Source organism: Chromobacterium subtsugae, from assembly GCF_035919665.1.
GTDB lineage: Bacteria > Pseudomonadota > Gammaproteobacteria > Burkholderiales > Chromobacteriaceae > Chromobacterium > Chromobacterium subtsugae.
This window is the reverse complement of record NZ_CP142381.1, coordinates 2779456-2795739: the sequence shown is the minus strand read 5'-3', so window position 1 is coordinate 2795739 and position 16284 is coordinate 2779456. Positions and strand designations below refer to the sequence as shown.

15 protein-coding genes are annotated in these 16284 nt (G+C 63.3%); 6 read left to right on the top strand and 9 right to left on the bottom strand.

Features of this window, described 5'->3' with window-relative positions:
* Positions 1-25: 25 nt before the first annotated feature.
* From U6115_RS13390 to U6115_RS13380, 3 genes are all read right to left on the bottom strand, one after another.
* Positions 26-505, bottom strand: coding sequence for a hypothetical protein (locus U6115_RS13390; protein WP_052258469.1), 480 nt, complete (start codon positions 503-505; stop codon positions 26-28).
* A gap of 193 nt (positions 506-698) precedes the next feature.
* On the bottom strand, positions 699-833 hold the full coding sequence (locus U6115_RS13385) for a hypothetical protein (protein ID WP_255361874.1): 135 nt from the start codon (positions 831-833) through the stop codon (positions 699-701).
* Positions 834-952: 119 nt separating this feature from the next.
* On the bottom strand, positions 953-2143 hold the full coding sequence (locus U6115_RS13380; RefSeq protein ID WP_043581453.1) for a vWA domain-containing protein: 1191 nt from the start codon (positions 2141-2143) through the stop codon (positions 953-955).
* A gap of 98 nt (positions 2144-2241) precedes the next feature.
* Between U6115_RS13380 and U6115_RS13375 the strand changes: the two genes are divergently transcribed.
* From U6115_RS13375 to U6115_RS13365, 3 genes are read left to right on the top strand one after another with little or no spacing between them, the layout of a single operon-like run.
* The gene (locus tag U6115_RS13375; RefSeq protein WP_043581455.1) at positions 2242-3672 is read left to right on the top strand and encodes a coniferyl aldehyde dehydrogenase; all 1431 of its coding nucleotides are present in this window, start codon (positions 2242-2244) and stop codon (positions 3670-3672) included.
* A gap of 1 nt (position 3673) precedes the next feature.
* Positions 3674-4192, top strand: a complete 519-nt coding sequence (locus U6115_RS13370; protein ID WP_043581459.1) for a twin-arginine translocation signal domain-containing protein — start codon at positions 3674-3676, stop codon at positions 4190-4192.
* A complete protein-coding gene (locus U6115_RS13365) occupies positions 4189-5799 on the top strand; it encodes a GMC family oxidoreductase (RefSeq protein WP_043581460.1) in 1611 nt (536 codons plus the stop codon). The genes U6115_RS13370 and U6115_RS13365 overlap by 4 nt, the downstream gene beginning before the upstream one ends.
* 2 nt (positions 5800-5801) lie before the next feature.
* On the opposite strand, the gene U6115_RS13360 is transcribed toward U6115_RS13365, so the two are convergent.
* Both U6115_RS13360 and U6115_RS13355 read right to left on the bottom strand, forming a co-directional pair.
* Positions 5802-6155: a CZB domain-containing protein gene (locus U6115_RS13360; RefSeq protein WP_043581461.1), complete on the bottom strand. Its 354-nt coding sequence runs from the start codon at positions 6153-6155 to the stop codon at positions 5802-5804.
* Positions 6156-6349: 194 nt separating this feature from the next.
* Entirely contained in the window at positions 6350-8392 is a 2043-nt protein-coding gene (locus U6115_RS13355; RefSeq protein ID WP_101527446.1) for a site-specific recombinase, read from the bottom strand.
* Positions 8393-8542: 150 nt separating this feature from the next.
* Here U6115_RS13355 and U6115_RS13350 point away from each other — a divergent pair, with 150 nt between their 5' ends.
* Genes U6115_RS13350 through U6115_RS13340 form a run of 3 tightly spaced genes read left to right on the top strand, consistent with a single transcriptional unit; the run spans position 8543 to position 10486 of the window.
* Positions 8543-9127, top strand: coding sequence for a TetR/AcrR family transcriptional regulator (locus U6115_RS13350; protein WP_043581507.1), 585 nt, complete (start codon positions 8543-8545; stop codon positions 9125-9127).
* Between the two features lie 34 nt (positions 9128-9161).
* Positions 9162-9674, top strand: coding sequence for a DUF4442 domain-containing protein (locus U6115_RS13345; protein ID WP_043581505.1), 513 nt, complete (start codon positions 9162-9164; stop codon positions 9672-9674).
* Entirely contained in the window at positions 9671-10486 is an 816-nt protein-coding gene (locus tag U6115_RS13340) for a crotonase/enoyl-CoA hydratase family protein (RefSeq protein ID WP_043581503.1), read from the top strand. Before U6115_RS13345 ends, U6115_RS13340 begins: the two co-directional genes overlap by 4 nt.
* A gap of 78 nt (positions 10487-10564) precedes the next feature.
* On the opposite strand, the gene U6115_RS13335 is transcribed toward U6115_RS13340, so the two are convergent.
* From U6115_RS13335 to U6115_RS13320, 4 genes are all read right to left on the bottom strand, one after another.
* Entirely contained in the window at positions 10565-11758 is a 1194-nt protein-coding gene (locus tag U6115_RS13335; protein ID WP_043581501.1) for a branched-chain amino acid ABC transporter substrate-binding protein, read from the bottom strand.
* Positions 11759-12048: 290 nt separating this feature from the next.
* Positions 12049-13137, bottom strand: coding sequence for a ferrochelatase (gene hemH, locus U6115_RS13330; RefSeq protein WP_043581509.1), 1089 nt, complete (start codon positions 13135-13137; stop codon positions 12049-12051).
* Between the two features lie 52 nt (positions 13138-13189).
* Entirely contained in the window at positions 13190-15490 is a 2301-nt protein-coding gene (locus U6115_RS13325) for a DNA translocase FtsK (RefSeq protein ID WP_059184226.1), read from the bottom strand.
* A gap of 374 nt (positions 15491-15864) precedes the next feature.
* On the bottom strand, positions 15865-16263 hold the full coding sequence (locus U6115_RS13320) for a hypothetical protein (RefSeq protein WP_043572019.1): 399 nt from the start codon (positions 16261-16263) through the stop codon (positions 15865-15867).
* Between the last annotated feature and the right edge of the window lie 21 nt (positions 16264-16284).

Below are 16284 nucleotides of genomic sequence, written 5' to 3'. Positions count from 1 at the left end.
TTTCATGCTTGCAACCGGCCAGGGCTTAGGGCCACAGCTGGCAGTATTCGGTGTTGGCTTCGTAGTTGCCGCTGACCGAGCCGTCGGCGTTGATCTTCTTGACCCAGCCATTGGGCTGGCGGCTGGTCGGCTTGACGCCGCAGTTGCTATGCACCCAGTGGATGCCTACGCCGCTGGTATAGAGTTGGCCGCACAGTTGCAGGCGGTCGCCTGCCTGGATGGTGCTCAGCGGGTAGGGCACGCTCTCGCCTGCGGTGTCGTAGCCGGAGGCGTATACATTGTCCATCGCCACATCGTAGGTGCGGCCGTCCTGGTCGGCGCGCAGACGGACATGGGTGTGGGACAGCTCCACGCCGTTCAGGTCCTGGCCGGATGCGAACTGCGGGCCGGACACCACGGTGCCGGTCAGGTAGCTGCCGGCGGCGGCGCGACAGTCGGATTTGCCATCGGCCAGCGCGGCAAACGATACGCCCAGCAGGCAGGCGGCCATTACGATTGATTTCATCAGTTTCACCCTTGCAGTTTTAGTTTGATGGTTTTAATGCAGGGGCAATTCTAGTCAATCGGGATATTGCGTATGTTTCGGTTTTGAGAATAATTATGTTTTTTGTTTGCTCGGCGTTAACAAGTGTGAATTCACGCGGCCGGCAATGAAAAAACGCGCCGAAGCGCGCTTTTGATCGTATGGCCAGAGCCGTTCAGCGGCGGCGGGACGCCTCGTCGCGGCGAATGCGGATGGGCACCAGCCGGGGCTGCTGTTGTTCCGGGGTGGCCAGCAATTTGGCGACAGCGACGACCGCGGCGACAAGGGCGGCGAAAAGAAGAACTTGCATGGTATGACTCCCCGTAACGGATGAGGCGTGTTTCGGATCAGAATTCTGGCCTCTTGCTTCATTCTGGGCTACAACCTGCTCCAGACTCAAGGGAAAAGTTATGTGCCAACGTTAAATTTTCAAGCGCGGGCGGCAGTTTTTTTCAAATCCCGCATCGCCTGGTCCAGGCCGCCCAGCGTCATCGGCCGCATCCGCTGCGCCATCAATTGCCGCAGCATGGCCACAGACTGGGTGTATTGCCAATGCTCCTCGCCCAGCGGGTTCAACCAGACCGCGTGCTTGAAGTGTGCCAGCAGGCGTTTGAGCCAGGTTTCGCCGGACTCCTCGTTCATGTGCTCGACGCTGCCGCCGGGATAGGCGATCTCATATGGGCTCATGCTGGCGTCGCCGACGAAGATCAGCTTGTAATCGTCGCCGAAGGTGTGGATCAGGTCCCAGGTGGAAAAGCGTTGGCTTTGGCGGCGGTTGTTGTCCTTCCAGACCGATTCGTACACGCAGTTGTGGAAGTAGAAGTACTCCAGATGCTTGAATTCCGACTTCACCGCGGAAAACAGCTCTTCGCAGGCGCGGATGTGATCGTCCATCGAGCCGCCGACGTCGAACAGCACCAGCACCTTCACGCTGTTGCGCAGCTCGCGCTGCATCCTGAGATCCAGCATGCCGGCCTTGCGCGCGGTGGCGGCGATGGTGGCGTCCAGGTCCAGCACTTCCTCGGCGCCGTCGCGGGCGAATTCGCGCAGGCGGCGCAGCGCCAGCTTGATGTTGCGGGTACCCAGCTCCACCTGGTCGTCGAAATTGCGGAATTCGCGCTGGTCCCACACCTTGACCGCGCGGCGGTGGCGCGACTGGTTCTGGCCTATCCGTATGCCTTCCGGATGGTAGCCGAAAGCGCCGAAGGGGCTGGTGCCGCCTGTGCCTATCCATTTGTTGCCGCCCTGATGGCGCTCCTTTTGCTCCTCCAGCCGCTGGCGCAGGGTTTCCATCAGCTTGTCCCAGCCTAGCGCCTGCAGCCGGCGCTTTTCCTCGTCGCTCAGGTATTTCTCAGCCTGCTTGCGCAGCCATTCCTCGGGGATGGCGCGCTGCAGGTCGTCCAGCGCCATTTCCAAGCCGCGGAAGTGCTGGCCGAACACCTGATCGTAGCGGTCGAAGTGCTTTTCGTCCTTGACCAGCGCGGTTCGCGCCAGATAGTAGAAATCGTCCAGGCTGCCGAAGGCGACATGGAGCCGCAAGGCTTCCAGCAGCGTGAGGAATTCTTTCAGGGTGACCGGCAGTCCGGCGTTGCGCAGCGCGTAGAAGAAGTCGATGAACATGATGGACCGGCGAGGTGACAGCGGGTTTGGCGGGTGCTAATCTTGCCTAGAGCCCAGGCTCTAAACATTTGTTTGGCTACTACTAAAAGGATAATACTATGGACGCCATCAAAATGCCCACCCAAGAGGAAAGCTCGCTGCTCGAAGCGTTCGGCCGGCTCAAGTCGATCGCCCAGGCCACGCCCTATCCCGCGCTGGAAATGCGCCGCGCCTGGCTGGGCGCGCTGGAGCGCCTGATACAGGAAAACCGCGAGACGCTGATCGCCGCGGTGAATCAGGATTTCGGCCAGCGCAGCGCGGTGGAGACCCGCCTGGCGGAGCTGTTCCCCTCGCTGGAGGCGATCCGCCACGCCCGCCGGCATCTGAAAGGCTGGATGAAGCCGGAGCGGCGCCGGGTGTCGTTCTGGTTCATGCCGGCGAGCGCCAGCGTGCTGCCGCAGCCGCTGGGCGTGGTGGGCGTGGTGGTGCCGTGGAACTACCCGCTGTTCCTGGCCTTCGGCCCGATCGTCGCGGCGCTGGCGGCGGGCAACCGGGTGATGGTGAAAATGTCCGAATACACGCCGGCCACCGGCGCGTTGCTGAGCGAGCTGGCGCTGCGCTATTTCGGCCGCGACCTGTTGACCGTGGTCAACGGCGGACCGGAACTGGGCCAGGCGTTCACCCGGCTGCCGTTCGACCATCTGTTGTTCACCGGCTCCACCGCGGTGGGGCGGCACGTGATGCGCGCCGCGGCCGACAATCTGACGCCGGTCACGCTGGAGCTGGGCGGCAAATCGCCGGCGCTGGTGGCGCGGGGGGCCGATCTGCGCCGCAGCGCCGAGGCCATCGTCGCCGGCAAGCTGATGAACGCCGGACAAACCTGCGTGGCTCCCGACTATGTGCTGGTCAACGAAAAGGACTGCGGCCTGCTGCTGGACGAGATCCGCGCCGCGGCGGCGCGCGCCTACCCGACGCTGGCCGACAACCCCGACTACAGCGCCATCATCAACGACCGCCACTACCAGCGCCTGCAAGGCTGGCTGGAGGCGGCGCGCCAGGCCGGCGCCCGCATCGACGCGGTGAATCCGGCCAACGAAAACCTGGCCGCCCGCCGCAAATTCCCGCTGACACTGGTGCAGCGCTGCCCGGACGACTGCGCGCTGATGCAGGAGGAGATTTTCGGCCCCATTCTGCCGATTGTCGCCTACGACAAGTTCGACGAGGCGCTGGGCTACATCAACAAGCGGCCGCGGCCGCTGGCGCTGTATCTGTTCGACAACGATCCGCTGCGGGTGGAGCGGGTGCTCAAGGAAACCGTGTCCGGCGGCGTCAGCGTCAACGACACCTTGCTGCATGTGGTGCAGGACGATCTGCCGTTCGGCGGCGTGGGGCCGTCGGGCATGGGGCATTACCACGCGAAAGAAGGCTTCCTCGCCTTTTCCAAGCTCAAGCCGGTGTTCCGCCAGAGCCGGCTGTCCGGCAGCCGGCTAACCCGGGCGCCTTACGGCCGCACGGTCGAATGGCTGCTCAAGCTGATGCTGCGCCGCTGACATGCCAAGCCGCCGTGAACTGCTGAAAACCGGCGCGCTGGGCGCGGCGGCGCTGTTGTTGGCTGGCTACTGGGCCACGCCGCAGGCCGACCCGCTGGCGCAGCCGGGCGGCGCGGCCACGCTATGGCTGCAGCCGCAGGACGCGGCCATCATCCGCGCGCTGGCGCCGGTGATGCTGGGCCTGGATGGCTTGCCGCTGGAACAGGTGGCGGCTGGGGTGGACAGGGCGGTGCTGGGTTTGCCGCCGGCGCTGCGCCAGGAGGTGCGGCAGCTGTTCGATCTTCTGCAGAATCGCTGGGCGCGCCGCTGGCTGGCCGGCATCGGCTCGCCTTGGGCTTCGGCCGCGCCGCACGAACTGGAACGCTTTCTGCGGCGCTGGCGCAATAGCCGTTTCCAGCTGAAGCGCAGCGTCTATCAGGCGCTGCACCAATTGATCAACGCCGCCTGGTACGGCAACCCCGCCAGTTGGGCCGCGCTGGGCTATCGCCTGCCGGAAGGCGTGGTGGGGATGCTGCCTTGAGCGGCAAGATCCCCGATCCGATCCGCGCCGGACTGGCCTTGGGCTGGAAAGCGTTCGATGGCGCCGCGCAGGGCCAGGATCTGGCTTGGGATGCCGATGTGGCGATCATCGGCAGCGGCGCGGGCGGCGCGGTGGCGGCCGAGGCGCTGAGCGCAGCCGGTTTGGACGTGCTGATTCTGGAGGAGGGCGGTTTTTACAGTTCCAGCGATTTCCGCATGCTGGAGGCCAAGGCCTATCCGGAGTTGTATCAGGAGTCGGCAGGCCGCCAGACGGCGGACAAGGCCATCAGCATTCTGCAGGGGCGTTCGGTGGGCGGCGGCACCACGGTCAACTGGACCAGCAGCTTCCGCACGCCGCCGGATACCTTGCGCTGGTGGCAGGAGCGCTATGGCCTGGCGTCGCTGACCCCGGAAGCCATGCGGCCCTGGTTTGAAAAGGCGGAGGCCAGGCTGGGCATCGCGCCCTGGGACGGGCAGCCCAACGGCAACAATCTGGTGCTGGAGCGCGGCTGCCAGGCGCTGGGCCTGCGCCACGCCAGGATACGGCGCAATGTGCGCGGCTGCTGGAACCTGGGCTATTGCGGCATGGGGTGCCCGACCAATGCCAAGCAGTCTATGTTGGTCACCTGCATTCCCCAGGCGCTGGAGCACGGCGCGCGGCTGTTGTCGCGGGCCCGCGTCGATCGCTTGCAGGCGAATCAATCCAGCAGCCGGATCGTCCAGGTCCATGGCAGCTTGCTGGCGGCGGACGGGGTCCTGGCGACCGGGCGGCGCTTCGTGGTGCGCGCCCGCCATGTGGTGCTGGCGGCGGGGGCGATAGGCTCTCCCGCCATTCTGTTGCGCAGCGGTTTGGCGGATTCGTCGGGCCAGACCGGCAAGCGCACCTTTCTGCATCCGGTCGCTTTGTGCGCGGCCCAGATGCCGGAATTGATCCAGCCGTTCAACGGCGCGCCGCAAACCGTTTATTCCGACCACTTCATGCATACCCAATCGCTGGACGGGCCGCTGGGCTTCAAGCTGGAGGTGCCGCCCATCCACCCTTTGCTGGCCAGCGTCACCTTTCCCGGCTGGGGAGCCCGGCAGGCGCAACTACTGCGGCAGTTGCCGCATCTGCACGCCACGCTGGCGCTGTTGCGCGACGGTTTCCATCCGGACAGCCAGGGCGGCGAGGTGCGTCTGCGCGGCGACGGCTCGCCGCTGCTGGATTATCCGTTGAACGATGTGATCTGGGATGGGGTGTACCGCAGCTGGCTGGCGATGGCCGAGCTGCAATTCGCCGCCGGCGCCAGCCTGGTGATGCCGCTGCACGAGCGGGCCGAGCCAGTCAGTTCATGGCGGCAGGCGCGGGAGCAGATAGCGGGATTGCCATTGCAGGCCTTGCAGGCCAAGTTGGTCAGCGCGCACGTAATGGGCGGGATGGCGATGAGCGATGATCCCAGCCGCGGCGTGGTGGACGAATACGGCCGGCACTGGCTATGGCGCAACCTGACCATCATCGACGGCTCGATTTTTCCCACCAGCATAGGGGCCAATCCGCAGCTGTCCATCTATGCCTTCGCCTGGCGCGCCGCCGACGCGCTGATCCGGCAATTGGGGCGGGAGGGCTGAGCTCAGCGCGGCTCGGTTTGTTGGCGCAGCTGTTCGATGGCCACGCTCGCCGCGCTGGCCGCCACGGCGTAGGCGCCGTCATCCAGGGCCTGTTCCGCCTGGCTGAACTGCTGGCGGTTGACCAGGCCGGCGATCTTGGCGGCTTCCAGATGGAGGATGGCGTGGCGGCTAAGGCAAGTCTGGTACACGCTCAGGTGGCCGAAGCGGCTTTGCCCGGGGCCGTGCAGCCACTTGCCCAATTCGCAGCAGTCGTCGCGGCCGATGTTGTCCTCATCCATCCGCTCTTGCATGAAAATCGCCACCCTGAACCGGGTTTCCCATTCCACGTGTTTGAGCAAGGCCTGTTGCAGATCCATCTCTTTTCAACCGGGTTTCATTTGCGCCAAGCGCGCCGTCTGCCTGGCGGCGGCCGGGAAGTTCGAATTCGACAAGCCATTATTGGTGAATGGTGTTGTCAGATATTTTTATAGATAGACTAAGTAAATTCACTTATCAAGAATGAGCGAGCGCGGCCTCGTTGCCGAGGCCGCGCCGTGATGGGCGGCAGGGATCAGCCGCGCGATTCGTCAAGCGGAGGAGCGGTTTCCGTTTCCGCCTGCGGCGCAGACGGCGGCGGCAGGAAGAAGGCCAGCGGCTGCCGCAGGAAGCGCTTGGCCAGCATCGGCACCAGCGGCAGTAGCATGGTGCCGGACAGCTTGCGCGAGCGCAGCGCCACCCACAGCGCCATGAAGAAGCTGACCGCAAGGTTGGTCATGCCGATCAGGGCGACGCCGGCGCAGCCCAGCAGCACCGCGGACAACGGCACCTGGAAGTCCAGCGCCACGCTGGCGAAGGCCAGGTTGGCCGACGAGAAGGTGATGTGGCGGATATCCAGCGGCAGGCCGAGGATGGTGCCTATCGTGCCGGTCAGGCCGAGGAACATGCCGAAATAGAAGTTGCCGGCCAGCGCGCCCAGATTGTGTTCGATGTAGTGGCCCAGGCGCCAGGCGCGGTTTTCTCCCAGCAGCCGCTTCAGCAGTCGGTGGCTGGCCACCCGCTCCGGGATGCGGCGATAAATCGCCTTGTTGTCGTAATAGCCGGCGATCAGGCCGGACAGGAACAGGAATATCCCGGCGATGGCGGCATGCGGCAGGGCCAGGCTGTGTAGCGGGTCGATCTCGTGCAACAGCTTTTGCGCCTTGGCGGCATCCACCACCGGCGCGCCGAACAGCGCGCTCCAGCCCAGCGCGATCAGCGCCGCGGTGGGAATGGCCAGCAGCACATTGCCCATGATGGCGACGAATTGGGTGCGCACCACCTTGGTGATCAGGTCGGCCAGCACTTCCAGCTGCTTCTTGCGGCCGTTCTGCTCGTGCAGCGCCGCCGCCAGCCGGGCTGCGGTCATCGCGGGCTGCTTGGTGGCGATGGTCAGGTGCAGGATCTGCACGATGATGAAGCCGATCGCGTAATTCAGGCCGAAGGCGATGCCTTCCCACAGCAGCGGCAGGTGGCCGCGCGCAAGCATCAGCTTGATCAGCGCCATGAAGCCGACAATGAAACCGGCGCCCATCGCCGCCTTGCCCATCTTGGCCCAGTCGCGGCGGTCCTCGGCGATGTAGTGCTCGCCATGGCGGCCGGCGTGCTCGGTGACTTGCAGCGCCAAGAGCTCGGTGTTGGACTTGAACAGGTCGCGCAGGCTGTACTTGCGGTTTTCGGCGCGGGCGAAGTCCACCAGCAATCGGAATAGCTGGGGCTTTTCCGCCGGGTCGTGCTCGGGCGACAACAGCTCCAGTAGCGCGCGCAGCCGGGCTATGCTTTGCGCCAGCCGCAGGCCGTGGTAAGTGAGGCTGACGGAAATGCCGTAACGGGCGGCGTTTTTGCGCACTTTGCCGAGGATGGCTTCGCACTGCTCCAGCAGCACCAGCACCTGTTTTTCGTCTTCCGGCGGCGGCGTGCCGTCCACCAGCGCCTGGTGGTAGCCATCCACGTAACGCTGCACTTCGGCGTTCAGGTGCATGAAGGGCGAGGCGAAGCGCTCTACTTCGGGGCAGACCCGCACCAGCTCTGGCTCCAGGCCGATGGCGGTGATGCGGGCCGACAGCACTTGCACGGACTCCAGCAATTGCAGTCGGGTCTGGCGCTCGCTGTCCTGGCGCGGCGCTTCGTCCCAGGCCAGAGCGCGCCACAGCGCGTGCCAGGTGGCGTCGGGCACCGCCTCCAGCCACAGATAATCGTGCTTGTGGCTGAACAGCAGGCCGAAGCGGTCGCGCAGCGAGTCGGGATTGTGGGGCATGGGCAGCGCGCGCTCGCCCAGACGGTGCAGCAACGTAGTGCCGAAGCCGTCGTTGGCCAGGATGCCGGCTTCGGTGTAGAGCGGGATCTGGCGGGTTTCCGCCAGCAGCGTGCACAGGGCCAGGCGCAGTGCCTGGCGGTAATCGGCTTGATGTTCCAGCAGAAAAGACAACGCTTGCAGATTGACGGTGGACTGCTGCGGCGCCTGTCCGTTGCCGGGGCGCAAGGCGGCCACCAGCAAGGCGAGGGTTTCGGTTTTGCCGGGCTCCTGGCAAAGCCGGCGCAGCGAGGATTCCAGGTCGGGAGCGGTGTGTTCTGTCATGTTTTACCAGGTTGGGCGCGCGCTGGCGCGCGGACTTGAGGGGATGCTTGTCATTTTAGGGCATTTGTCCGGCCTGCGGCAGGGGGCGGGGCCGGCCGCAGGCCGCCGCGGGCGATTGACACCTTACTAACCAGTAAGTAGAGTGATTTGATGAGCAATGGTTCCGACAGCAAAAACGACACCCGCAAGCGCATCCTCGACCTGGCCGAGGAGTTGCTGCTGACCCGCGGCTTCAATGGTTTCAGCTACCAGCACATCAGCAGCGCGCTGGGGGTGCGCAACGCGGCCATCCATTACCATTTTCCCAAGAAGAGCGACTTGGGCGTGGCGCTGATCCAGCGCTATCGCCGCCGCTTCCTGCGCTTCACCGAACAGCAGGCGGACTGGGACGCGCCGCGCAGGCTGGAAAGCTATTTCGGCTTGTCGGACCAGTATTACCAGCAGCACAAGCAGATCTGCCCCAGCGGCATACTCAGCACCGAATTCCAGACCTTGCCGGAAGATATGCAGCAGGAGGCGTCCGCTTTCATCGACGAGATGCGGCAGTGGGCGGTCTCAATCGTCAGGCTGGGACGGGATGTCGGCCTGATGCGCTATGCCGGCACGCCGGAAGCGGTGGGCATGATGCTGTTTTCCGCCTTGCAAGGCGGTTTGCAGCTGGCGCGCATCGACGACGGCGCCTTGCCGCTGCTCAAGCAGCAGGTCAGGGTGACGCTGGGCCTGGGCGAATCATGACAACACGAAGAACAGAACTACAGAGGGGTTAAACATGGAATATCGCAAGAACAGCATGAGCCGGATCGCCGACAAGGTGGGCCGCCTGCCGGTGGGCTGGCGCCGCCCGGTGTTGTCGATGATGTTCGGCAAGATCGTGCCCTTCCTCTCCACCGCCGGCTTGCGTTTCGAGGATGTCGGGCACGACAAGCTGACCGTCTCCATCCGCAACCGCAAGAAGGTGCAAAACCACATCCGCGGCGTGCATGCGGCGGCGATGGCCTTGCTGGCGGAAACCTCCACCGGTTTCGTGGTCGGCATGAACATGCCGGACGACAAGCTGATGCTGCTCAAGTCGATGAAGGTGAATTACGTCAAGCGTTCGCAGGGCGATATGCGCGCGGTGGCCAGCCTGACGCCGCAGCAGATCCAGCAGATGTACGAGCAGGACAAGGGTGAGGTGCTGGTGGAGGTGTTGGTCACCGACGACTCCGGCGAATCGCCGATCGTCTGTGAAATGTTGTGGGCCTGGATTCCCAAGAAGCGTCCGGAGGCGAGCGCGGCATGATCGACTTGCAAACCCTGACCGTCGAACTGAACGACAAGGTCGCGCTGCTGCGCTTCAATCGCGCGGACAAGGCCAACGCGCTCAATCAGCAAATGTGGCAAGACCTGCGCAGCGCGCTGGACTGGGCCGATGCCGAGAGCGGCGTGCGCGCGGTGGTGCTGGCCGGGCACGGCAAGCATTTCTGTTCCGGCATCGACCTGTCGATGCTGATGGGCCTGCAAGCGCTGATTCAGGATGAGTGCGAAGGCCGCAAACGCGACAAGCTGCGCCGGGTGATCTTGGATCTGCAGGACTGCGTGACCAGCCTGGAGCGCTGCCGCAAGCCGGTGATCGCGGCCATTCACGGCGCCTGTCTGGGCGGCGGGCTGGATATCGCGCTGGCGGCGGACTTCCGTTTCGCGGCCGAGAGCGCGATGTTCGGCGTGCGCGAGGTGGACATCGGCATGGTGGCGGACGTCGGGTCGCTGCAGCGCCTGCCTCGGGTGGTGGGCGAGGGCGTGGCGCGCGAGCTGGCGCTGACCGGCCGCGACATGGCGGCGCGGGAAGCGCTGGATGTCGGCCTGGTCAACCGCGTGCTGGCGGACGCCGACGCCGTGCTGGCGGCGGCGCTGCAAAGCGCCAGGCTGATCGCCGGCAAGTCGCCGCTGGCGGTGCGCGGCAGCAAGGAAGTGCTGAATTACAGCCGCGACCACAGCGTCGCCGACGGCTTGCAGTTCGTCGCGGGCTGGAATGCGGCGATGCTGATTTCGGAAGACATCCAGAAGGCCGGCATGGCGGCGATGCTGAAGCAGGAAGCCAGCTTCCGCGATTGAGCGGCGCCGCGTTGGCGGCGGCGTATGGGCATGAAAAAAGAGGCGCCGCTGGCGCCTCTTGCTCATTGCGGGAGGGGCTTAGTTGCCGCCCACGGTCGACACCACTTCCCACTTGCCGTTCTTCACCTGGTAGACAGTGACGGCGCCGTTCTTGATGTCGCCCTTGTCATCGAAGGCGATCTTGCCGGTCACGCCGCTGTAGTCGGTTTTGCCGACTTCAGGCAGGTAGGCTTTGGGGTCGGAGGATTTGGCGCGCTTCATCGCATCCACCAGCACCATCACCGCGTCGTATTCGAACGGCGCGTAGATCTGCACGTCGGTGTTGAATTCCTTCTTGAACTTCTCGTCGAAGGCCTTGAAGCCCGGCATCTTGTCGCGCGACACGCCGCAGCTGGACGCGTACTGGCCGTCGGAGGCGTCGCCGGCGAGCTTGATGAATTCCGGGGTCTGCCAGCCGTCGCCGCCCATCAGCTTGGCCTTGATGCCCAGGCGCTGCATCTGCTTGGCCAGCGGGCCGGCTTGCGCGTCCATGCCGCCGTAGAACACCAGGTCGGGTTTGGCCGACTTGATCGAGGTGAGGATGGCGTTGAAATCGGTGGCGGTGTTGTTGGTGAACTCGCGTTTCACCACTTCGGCGCCCTTGGCCTTGACCGCGCCTTCGAACTGGTCGGCCAAGCCCTGGCCGTAGGCGGTGCGGTCATCGATGATGGCGATCTTCTTGGCTTTCAGCTCGCCGGCGGCGAATTCGCCCAGCGCCTTGCCCTGCTGCACGTCGTTGGCGATCACGCGGAAGGTGGTCTTGAAGCCTTGCTTGGTGTAGTCCGGGTTGGTGGCGGACGGCGAGATCTGCGGGATGCCGGCGTCGGAGTAGATCTTGGAGGCCGGGATGGTGGTGCCGGAGTTAAGGTGGCCGACCACGCCGGCCACGCCGGCGTCAACCAGGCGCTGGGCGACCTGGGTGCCGATTTTCGGGTCGCCCTGATCGTCTTCCGACACCAGTTCGAACTTGACCTTCTTGCCGCCGATTTCCACACCCTGGGCGTTGAGGTCCTCGATGGCCAGCTTGGCGCCGTATTCGTTGTCCTTGCCCAGGTGGGAGATCGGACCCGACATCGGCGAAACCTGGCCGATCTTGACCACAGCGGCGTCGCCGCCGGCGGCTTGCGCCGGAGCGGAGGAGGCCTGTCCCGAGGCCGGCTGCTCCTGCTTGCTGCAGGCAACCATGGCGATGGCTGCGGTAGCGATCAGGCTGAGGCGAGCGTATTTGTTCATTGAGCGTTCCCCTGAATCTTATCTGCGTAGACTTTAGATGATCTCTTTGGTAAACCAACAACACCATTAAGAGGCTGTTAGTTGCAACTGATTATGGTGACCAGTTTGCAAGGGTGTCAATCTGGAAAGACGCTGACCCAATGACTATAGGACCATTATTTACATTTTGCGGCAAACAAGTAAAAAACGGGCGCGCGGCTTGAATGCCCGCGCGCCCGGATGGTCTTTTATCTTGTTGATTTTGAAGAAATAGCGGGTAGTGATGCCGCCTGTGGCCTTAAGGCCTGATGTCAGCTGGATGCCCCTTTTTCACGCGCTCGCGCTTGGCGGGCGCGGCCATCTTCTGCCGGATTTTCCAGCCAGCCGGCAAGATTGTCTTTTACAATTGTCGCAAGTGAGACTATCCATTGCGAGTCTTCATTCAGGCAGGGAATGTAGCGAAATTCGCCACCGCCGCTGCTCAGGAAGGTTTCCTTGCCTTCCATCGCGATTTCTTCCAGGGTTTCCAGGCAGTCGCCGACAAAGCCGGGACAGATGACATCCACCTTGGCGGTTTTCGCCTTGCCCAGCTGTTCCAGCACCTCGCTGGTATAGGGTTTCAGCCATTCGGTGCGGCCGAAGCGGCTCTGGAAACTGATGACATATTGATCGGGCGCGAGACGCAGGGCCTCGGCCAACAGCCGGCCGGTCTTCTGGCATTCGCAGTGATAAGGGTCGCCCTTGTCGCGGGTGAAGCGCGGCACGCCGTGGAAGCTCATTACCAGCTTGTCCGGCTGCTGGCCATATTGCCAGTGCTTGCGCACCTGTGCAGCCAACGCGGCTATATAGCCCGGATTATCGTGGAAATGGCGCACGGTGCGCACTTCCGGCATATTGCGCAGCCGCGCCAGCACGCGGAACGCCTCATCCAGCGCGGTGGCGCTGGATGAGGCCGCGTACTGCGGATACAGCGGCAGCAGCAGCAGCTTTTCCACACCTTGTTCGCGCATCTTGCCTATCACGCTTTCGATGGACGGATTGCCGTAGCGCATCGCGTAATCGACCACCAGTCCCGTCATCCCCATTTCGCCCAGCTGGCCTTTCAGCAACTTGGCCTGGCTGCGAGTGTGCGTCAGCAGCGGCGAGCCATCCTTGGTCCAGATGCTGGCGTATTTGCGGGCCGATTGCTTGGGCCGGGTGTTCAGGATGACGCCGTTGAGGATCAGCCACCACGGCAGACGCGGAATCTCGATCACGCGCGGATCGGACAAAAACTGCTTCAGATAGGGGCGCAGCGCCTGGGCGGTGGGGGCGTCCGGCGTGCCCAGGTTGATCAGCAGCACGCCGGTCTTGGGCGCGTAGTCGTGGCGGAAAGCCGGTTCAGGCAGATAGCGGGGCATGGCCATCCTTTTATTGTGGGGAAGGGACGCCGGCATGGCGGCGTCCGCGGTCTCAGTCTTCTCGGGCCGGGGCCAGCACGGTCCGGTTGCCGTTGCTTTCCATCGCCGACACCAGGCCGGCGGCCTCCATTTGCTCGATCAGCCGCGCGGCGCGGTTGTAGCCTATGCGCAGATGGCGCTGCACCGAGGAGATCGACGCCTTGCGGGTTTTCATCACGATGGCGACGGCTTCGTCGTACAGCGGATCGGCCTCGGCGTCGGACTCGCCATCCAGGCCGCTGGAACTGGCGCCATCGTCGCCGTCGGCCTGGCCGGTGAGGATGCCTTCGATGTAATCCGGTTCGCCGGTGGTCTTCAGGAATTCCACCACGTGATGGACTTCATCGTCGGAGACGAAGGCGCCGTGCACCCGCTGCGGATAGCCGGTGCCGGGCGGCAGGAACAGCATATCGCCCTGGCCCAGCAGGCTTTCCGCGCCCATCTGATCCAGAATGGTGCGGCTGTCTATCTTGCTGGACACCTGGAAGGCGATCCGCGTCGGGATATTCGCCTTGATCAGGCCGGTGATCACATCCACCGACGGCCGTTGGGTAGCCAGAATCAGATGAATGCCGGCGGCGCGCGCCTTTTGCGCCAGGCGGGCGATCAGCTCTTCGATCTTCTTGCCGGCCACCATCATCAAGTCGGCCAATTCGTCTATCACCACCACCACCAGAGGCAGGGTGTCGAGGGGCTCCGGCGTTTCCGGCGTCAAACTGAACGGATTGGGAATCTTCTCGCCGCTCTTGTCCGCATCTTTGATCTTCTGGTTGAAGCCGGCCAGATTGCGCACGCCCAATTTGGACATCAGCTTGTAGCGCCGCTCCATTTCTCCGACGCACCAGTTCAGCGCGTTGGCCGCTTGCTTCATGTCGGTGACCACCGGCGCCAGCAAGTGCGGAATGCCTTCGTATACCGACAGTTCCAGCATTTTCGGGTCCACCATGATCAGGCGGACTTCCTTGGGCGTGGCCTTGTACAGCAGCGACAGGATCATCGCGTTGATCGCCACCGATTTGCCGGAGCCGGTGGTGCCGGCCACCAGCACGTGCGGCATCTTGGCCAGGTCGGCCGAAACTGGCTGGCCGGCGATGTCCTTGCCAAAGGCGATGGTGAGCTTGGACGCCATGTTCTGATAGCTGTCGGAGCCGATGATCTCGGTCAGCCGCACGATCTGGCGCTTGGGGTTGGGCAGCTCCAGGCCCATATAGGTTTTGCCGGGTATGGTTTCCACCACGCGGATGGAAACCAGCGACAGCGCGCGCGCCAGGTCCTTCATCAGGTTGACGATTTGCGCGCCCTTGACGCCGACCGCAGGCTCTATCTCGTAGCGGGTGATCACCGGACCCGGGTAGGCGGCGATTACTTTGACGTCGACGCCGAAGTCGGCCAGCTTGCGCTCGATCAGGCGCGAGGTGTATTCCACGGTGTCCTGTGATACCGGCTCCTGCTGCTCCTTGGCAGCATCCAGCAGAGTCAGGCCGGGCAGGGCGGCGTCCTTGGGGTCGGCGAACAGAGATTGCTGCACCGGCTTTTGGGCCTTGGCCGACACTGGCACCTCCAGCACCGGCGGCTCGATGCGCACCGGCGTGGTTTCCTCGATTTTCTTCTTTGCGACGGAAACCTTCTCTTCGCGCTTCTGCGCGGTTTCCTTGCCGATTTCGCGGTCCTTTTTCGCCTGCCAGCCATTCCATAGCCGGATGGCACCGTCTTCCAGCGCCGCGCCGATGCGCTCCATCAGGTCCAGCCAGGAGAGGCCAGTGAACAGGGAAAATCCTATAGCAGACAATACGCCCAGCAGCAGATAGGCGCCGGACAGCCCCAGGCCGTGGGCGATGCCCTTGCCGATGAAGTGGCCGAGCATGCCGCCGGCCTCCAGCGGCAGCGTCACCGCCTTGCCTTCCAGCACGATGGCCTCGAAGCTGGCGCTGGATAGCAGCAGCAGGAAGAAGCCGCCGACCGCGGCCATCGTGATTGGGCTGAACTTGAAACCCAGCGATTCCATGCGGCGGTAGCCCCAGCCTATCGCCACCAGGCAGAACACCACCAGCCACCAGGCGGAAAGGCCGAAGATGTATAGCAGCATGTCCGACAGCCAGGCGCCGAAAGCGCCGCCGTAGTTGCGCACGGTGGGGTCGGAAGAGCTATGCGACCATGAAGGGTCTTGCGGAGAGTAGCTGGCCAATACCAGCACAAGATACACCGCCGCCACCGCCATCAGCAGCCACCATGCCTCGCGCAGCAGGGCGGCCAGCTGCGGCGGCAGCGGCGTCTGGTTGTTCTTGACTACGGCTTTGCGCTTGAAAAATCGCATTTACGATTGCAACCTGTTGAATTTTATAGAAATCTTTGTTTTTTTGGCATTCGGGCGTGCATGGCTAACTGATGATTTTTGTGAGGATTATGCACATGATAATACTGTCTTCTGAATGGTCATAAGTCTACCACGGCGGCGGAATTGTGTTGATGAATAGCGATTGCTATCAACTTGCATCATGCTGCGCCAAAGAGTTGGGCAGATGAAGTGGCGGGATATTGTTCGGCAAAAAAGGTGATATGACGGAGTGTTGGGCGGTGTCGGCCCTTTGATTGATAGCCTGCATGCCATCGAATGGAAAAACCGGTTATGTAGCTAGTATAAGGCATGCAAACACCCCGCGTGAGCGGGGTGTTTCGGTGCGAGCCAGCTTAGCTCGGAAGGATCCGGTATTGCAAGCGATCAATCAGCCCGCCGCTGCTGATGCCGGTAAACGTAATTTGACACCCGTCCATCGCCTCCAGCGTAGCCGAGTTGGCGTTGAAGTTGCCGACTTTCTTTATCGATCCGGAAAGATCAAATTCCAGATAGCTGACAACCATATAGCCTTGATTGGTTCTGGCCTGCATCTTTTTTAGAATGACAACGCCATCATTGGGCATGGTTACCGTCAAGGATTGCAGGCCTTTGGTGTTGCCGCCATAGGAAGTGCTGCCGACAGTAATATTCACTAGCGCGTCACCCCAATAGAAGGTGACCTGGCTGCCTGACATGTTGACACCTTGGAGAGCGCCGCCGGCGCCGCCAAACGTTTGCTTGATTTCGGCCATGATACTTTCCTTTTAAGGTGC

Coding starts and splice junctions, on each gene's coding strand:
- U6115_RS13390 (WP_052258469.1), bottom strand. CDS start 505: ATGAAATCAATCGTAATGGCCGCCTGCCTGCTGGGCGTATCGTTTGCC.
- U6115_RS13385 (WP_255361874.1), bottom strand. CDS start 833: ATGCAAGTTCTTCTTTTCGCCGCCCTTGTCGCCGCGGTCGTCGCTGTC.
- U6115_RS13380 (WP_043581453.1), bottom strand. CDS start 2,143: ATGTTCATCGACTTCTTCTACGCGCTGCGCAACGCCGGACTGCCGGTC.
- U6115_RS13375 (WP_043581455.1), top strand. CDS start 2,242: ATGGACGCCATCAAAATGCCCACCCAAGAGGAAAGCTCGCTGCTCGAA.
- U6115_RS13370 (WP_043581459.1), top strand. CDS start 3,674: ATGCCAAGCCGCCGTGAACTGCTGAAAACCGGCGCGCTGGGCGCGGCG.
- U6115_RS13360 (WP_043581461.1), bottom strand. CDS start 6,155: ATGGATCTGCAACAGGCCTTGCTCAAACACGTGGAATGGGAAACCCGG.
- U6115_RS13355 (WP_101527446.1), bottom strand. CDS start 8,392: ATGACAGAACACACCGCTCCCGACCTGGAATCCTCGCTGCGCCGGCTT.
- U6115_RS13350 (WP_043581507.1), top strand. CDS start 8,543: ATGAGCAATGGTTCCGACAGCAAAAACGACACCCGCAAGCGCATCCTC.
- U6115_RS13345 (WP_043581505.1), top strand. CDS start 9,162: ATGGAATATCGCAAGAACAGCATGAGCCGGATCGCCGACAAGGTGGGC.
- U6115_RS13340 (WP_043581503.1), top strand. CDS start 9,671: ATGATCGACTTGCAAACCCTGACCGTCGAACTGAACGACAAGGTCGCG.
- U6115_RS13335 (WP_043581501.1), bottom strand. CDS start 11,758: ATGAACAAATACGCTCGCCTCAGCCTGATCGCTACCGCAGCCATCGCC.
- hemH (WP_043581509.1), bottom strand. CDS start 13,137: ATGCCCCGCTATCTGCCTGAACCGGCTTTCCGCCACGACTACGCGCCC.
- U6115_RS13325 (WP_059184226.1), bottom strand. CDS start 15,490: ATGCGATTTTTCAAGCGCAAAGCCGTAGTCAAGAACAACCAGACGCCG.
- U6115_RS13320 (WP_043572019.1), bottom strand. CDS start 16,263: ATGGCCGAAATCAAGCAAACGTTTGGCGGCGCCGGCGGCGCTCTCCAA.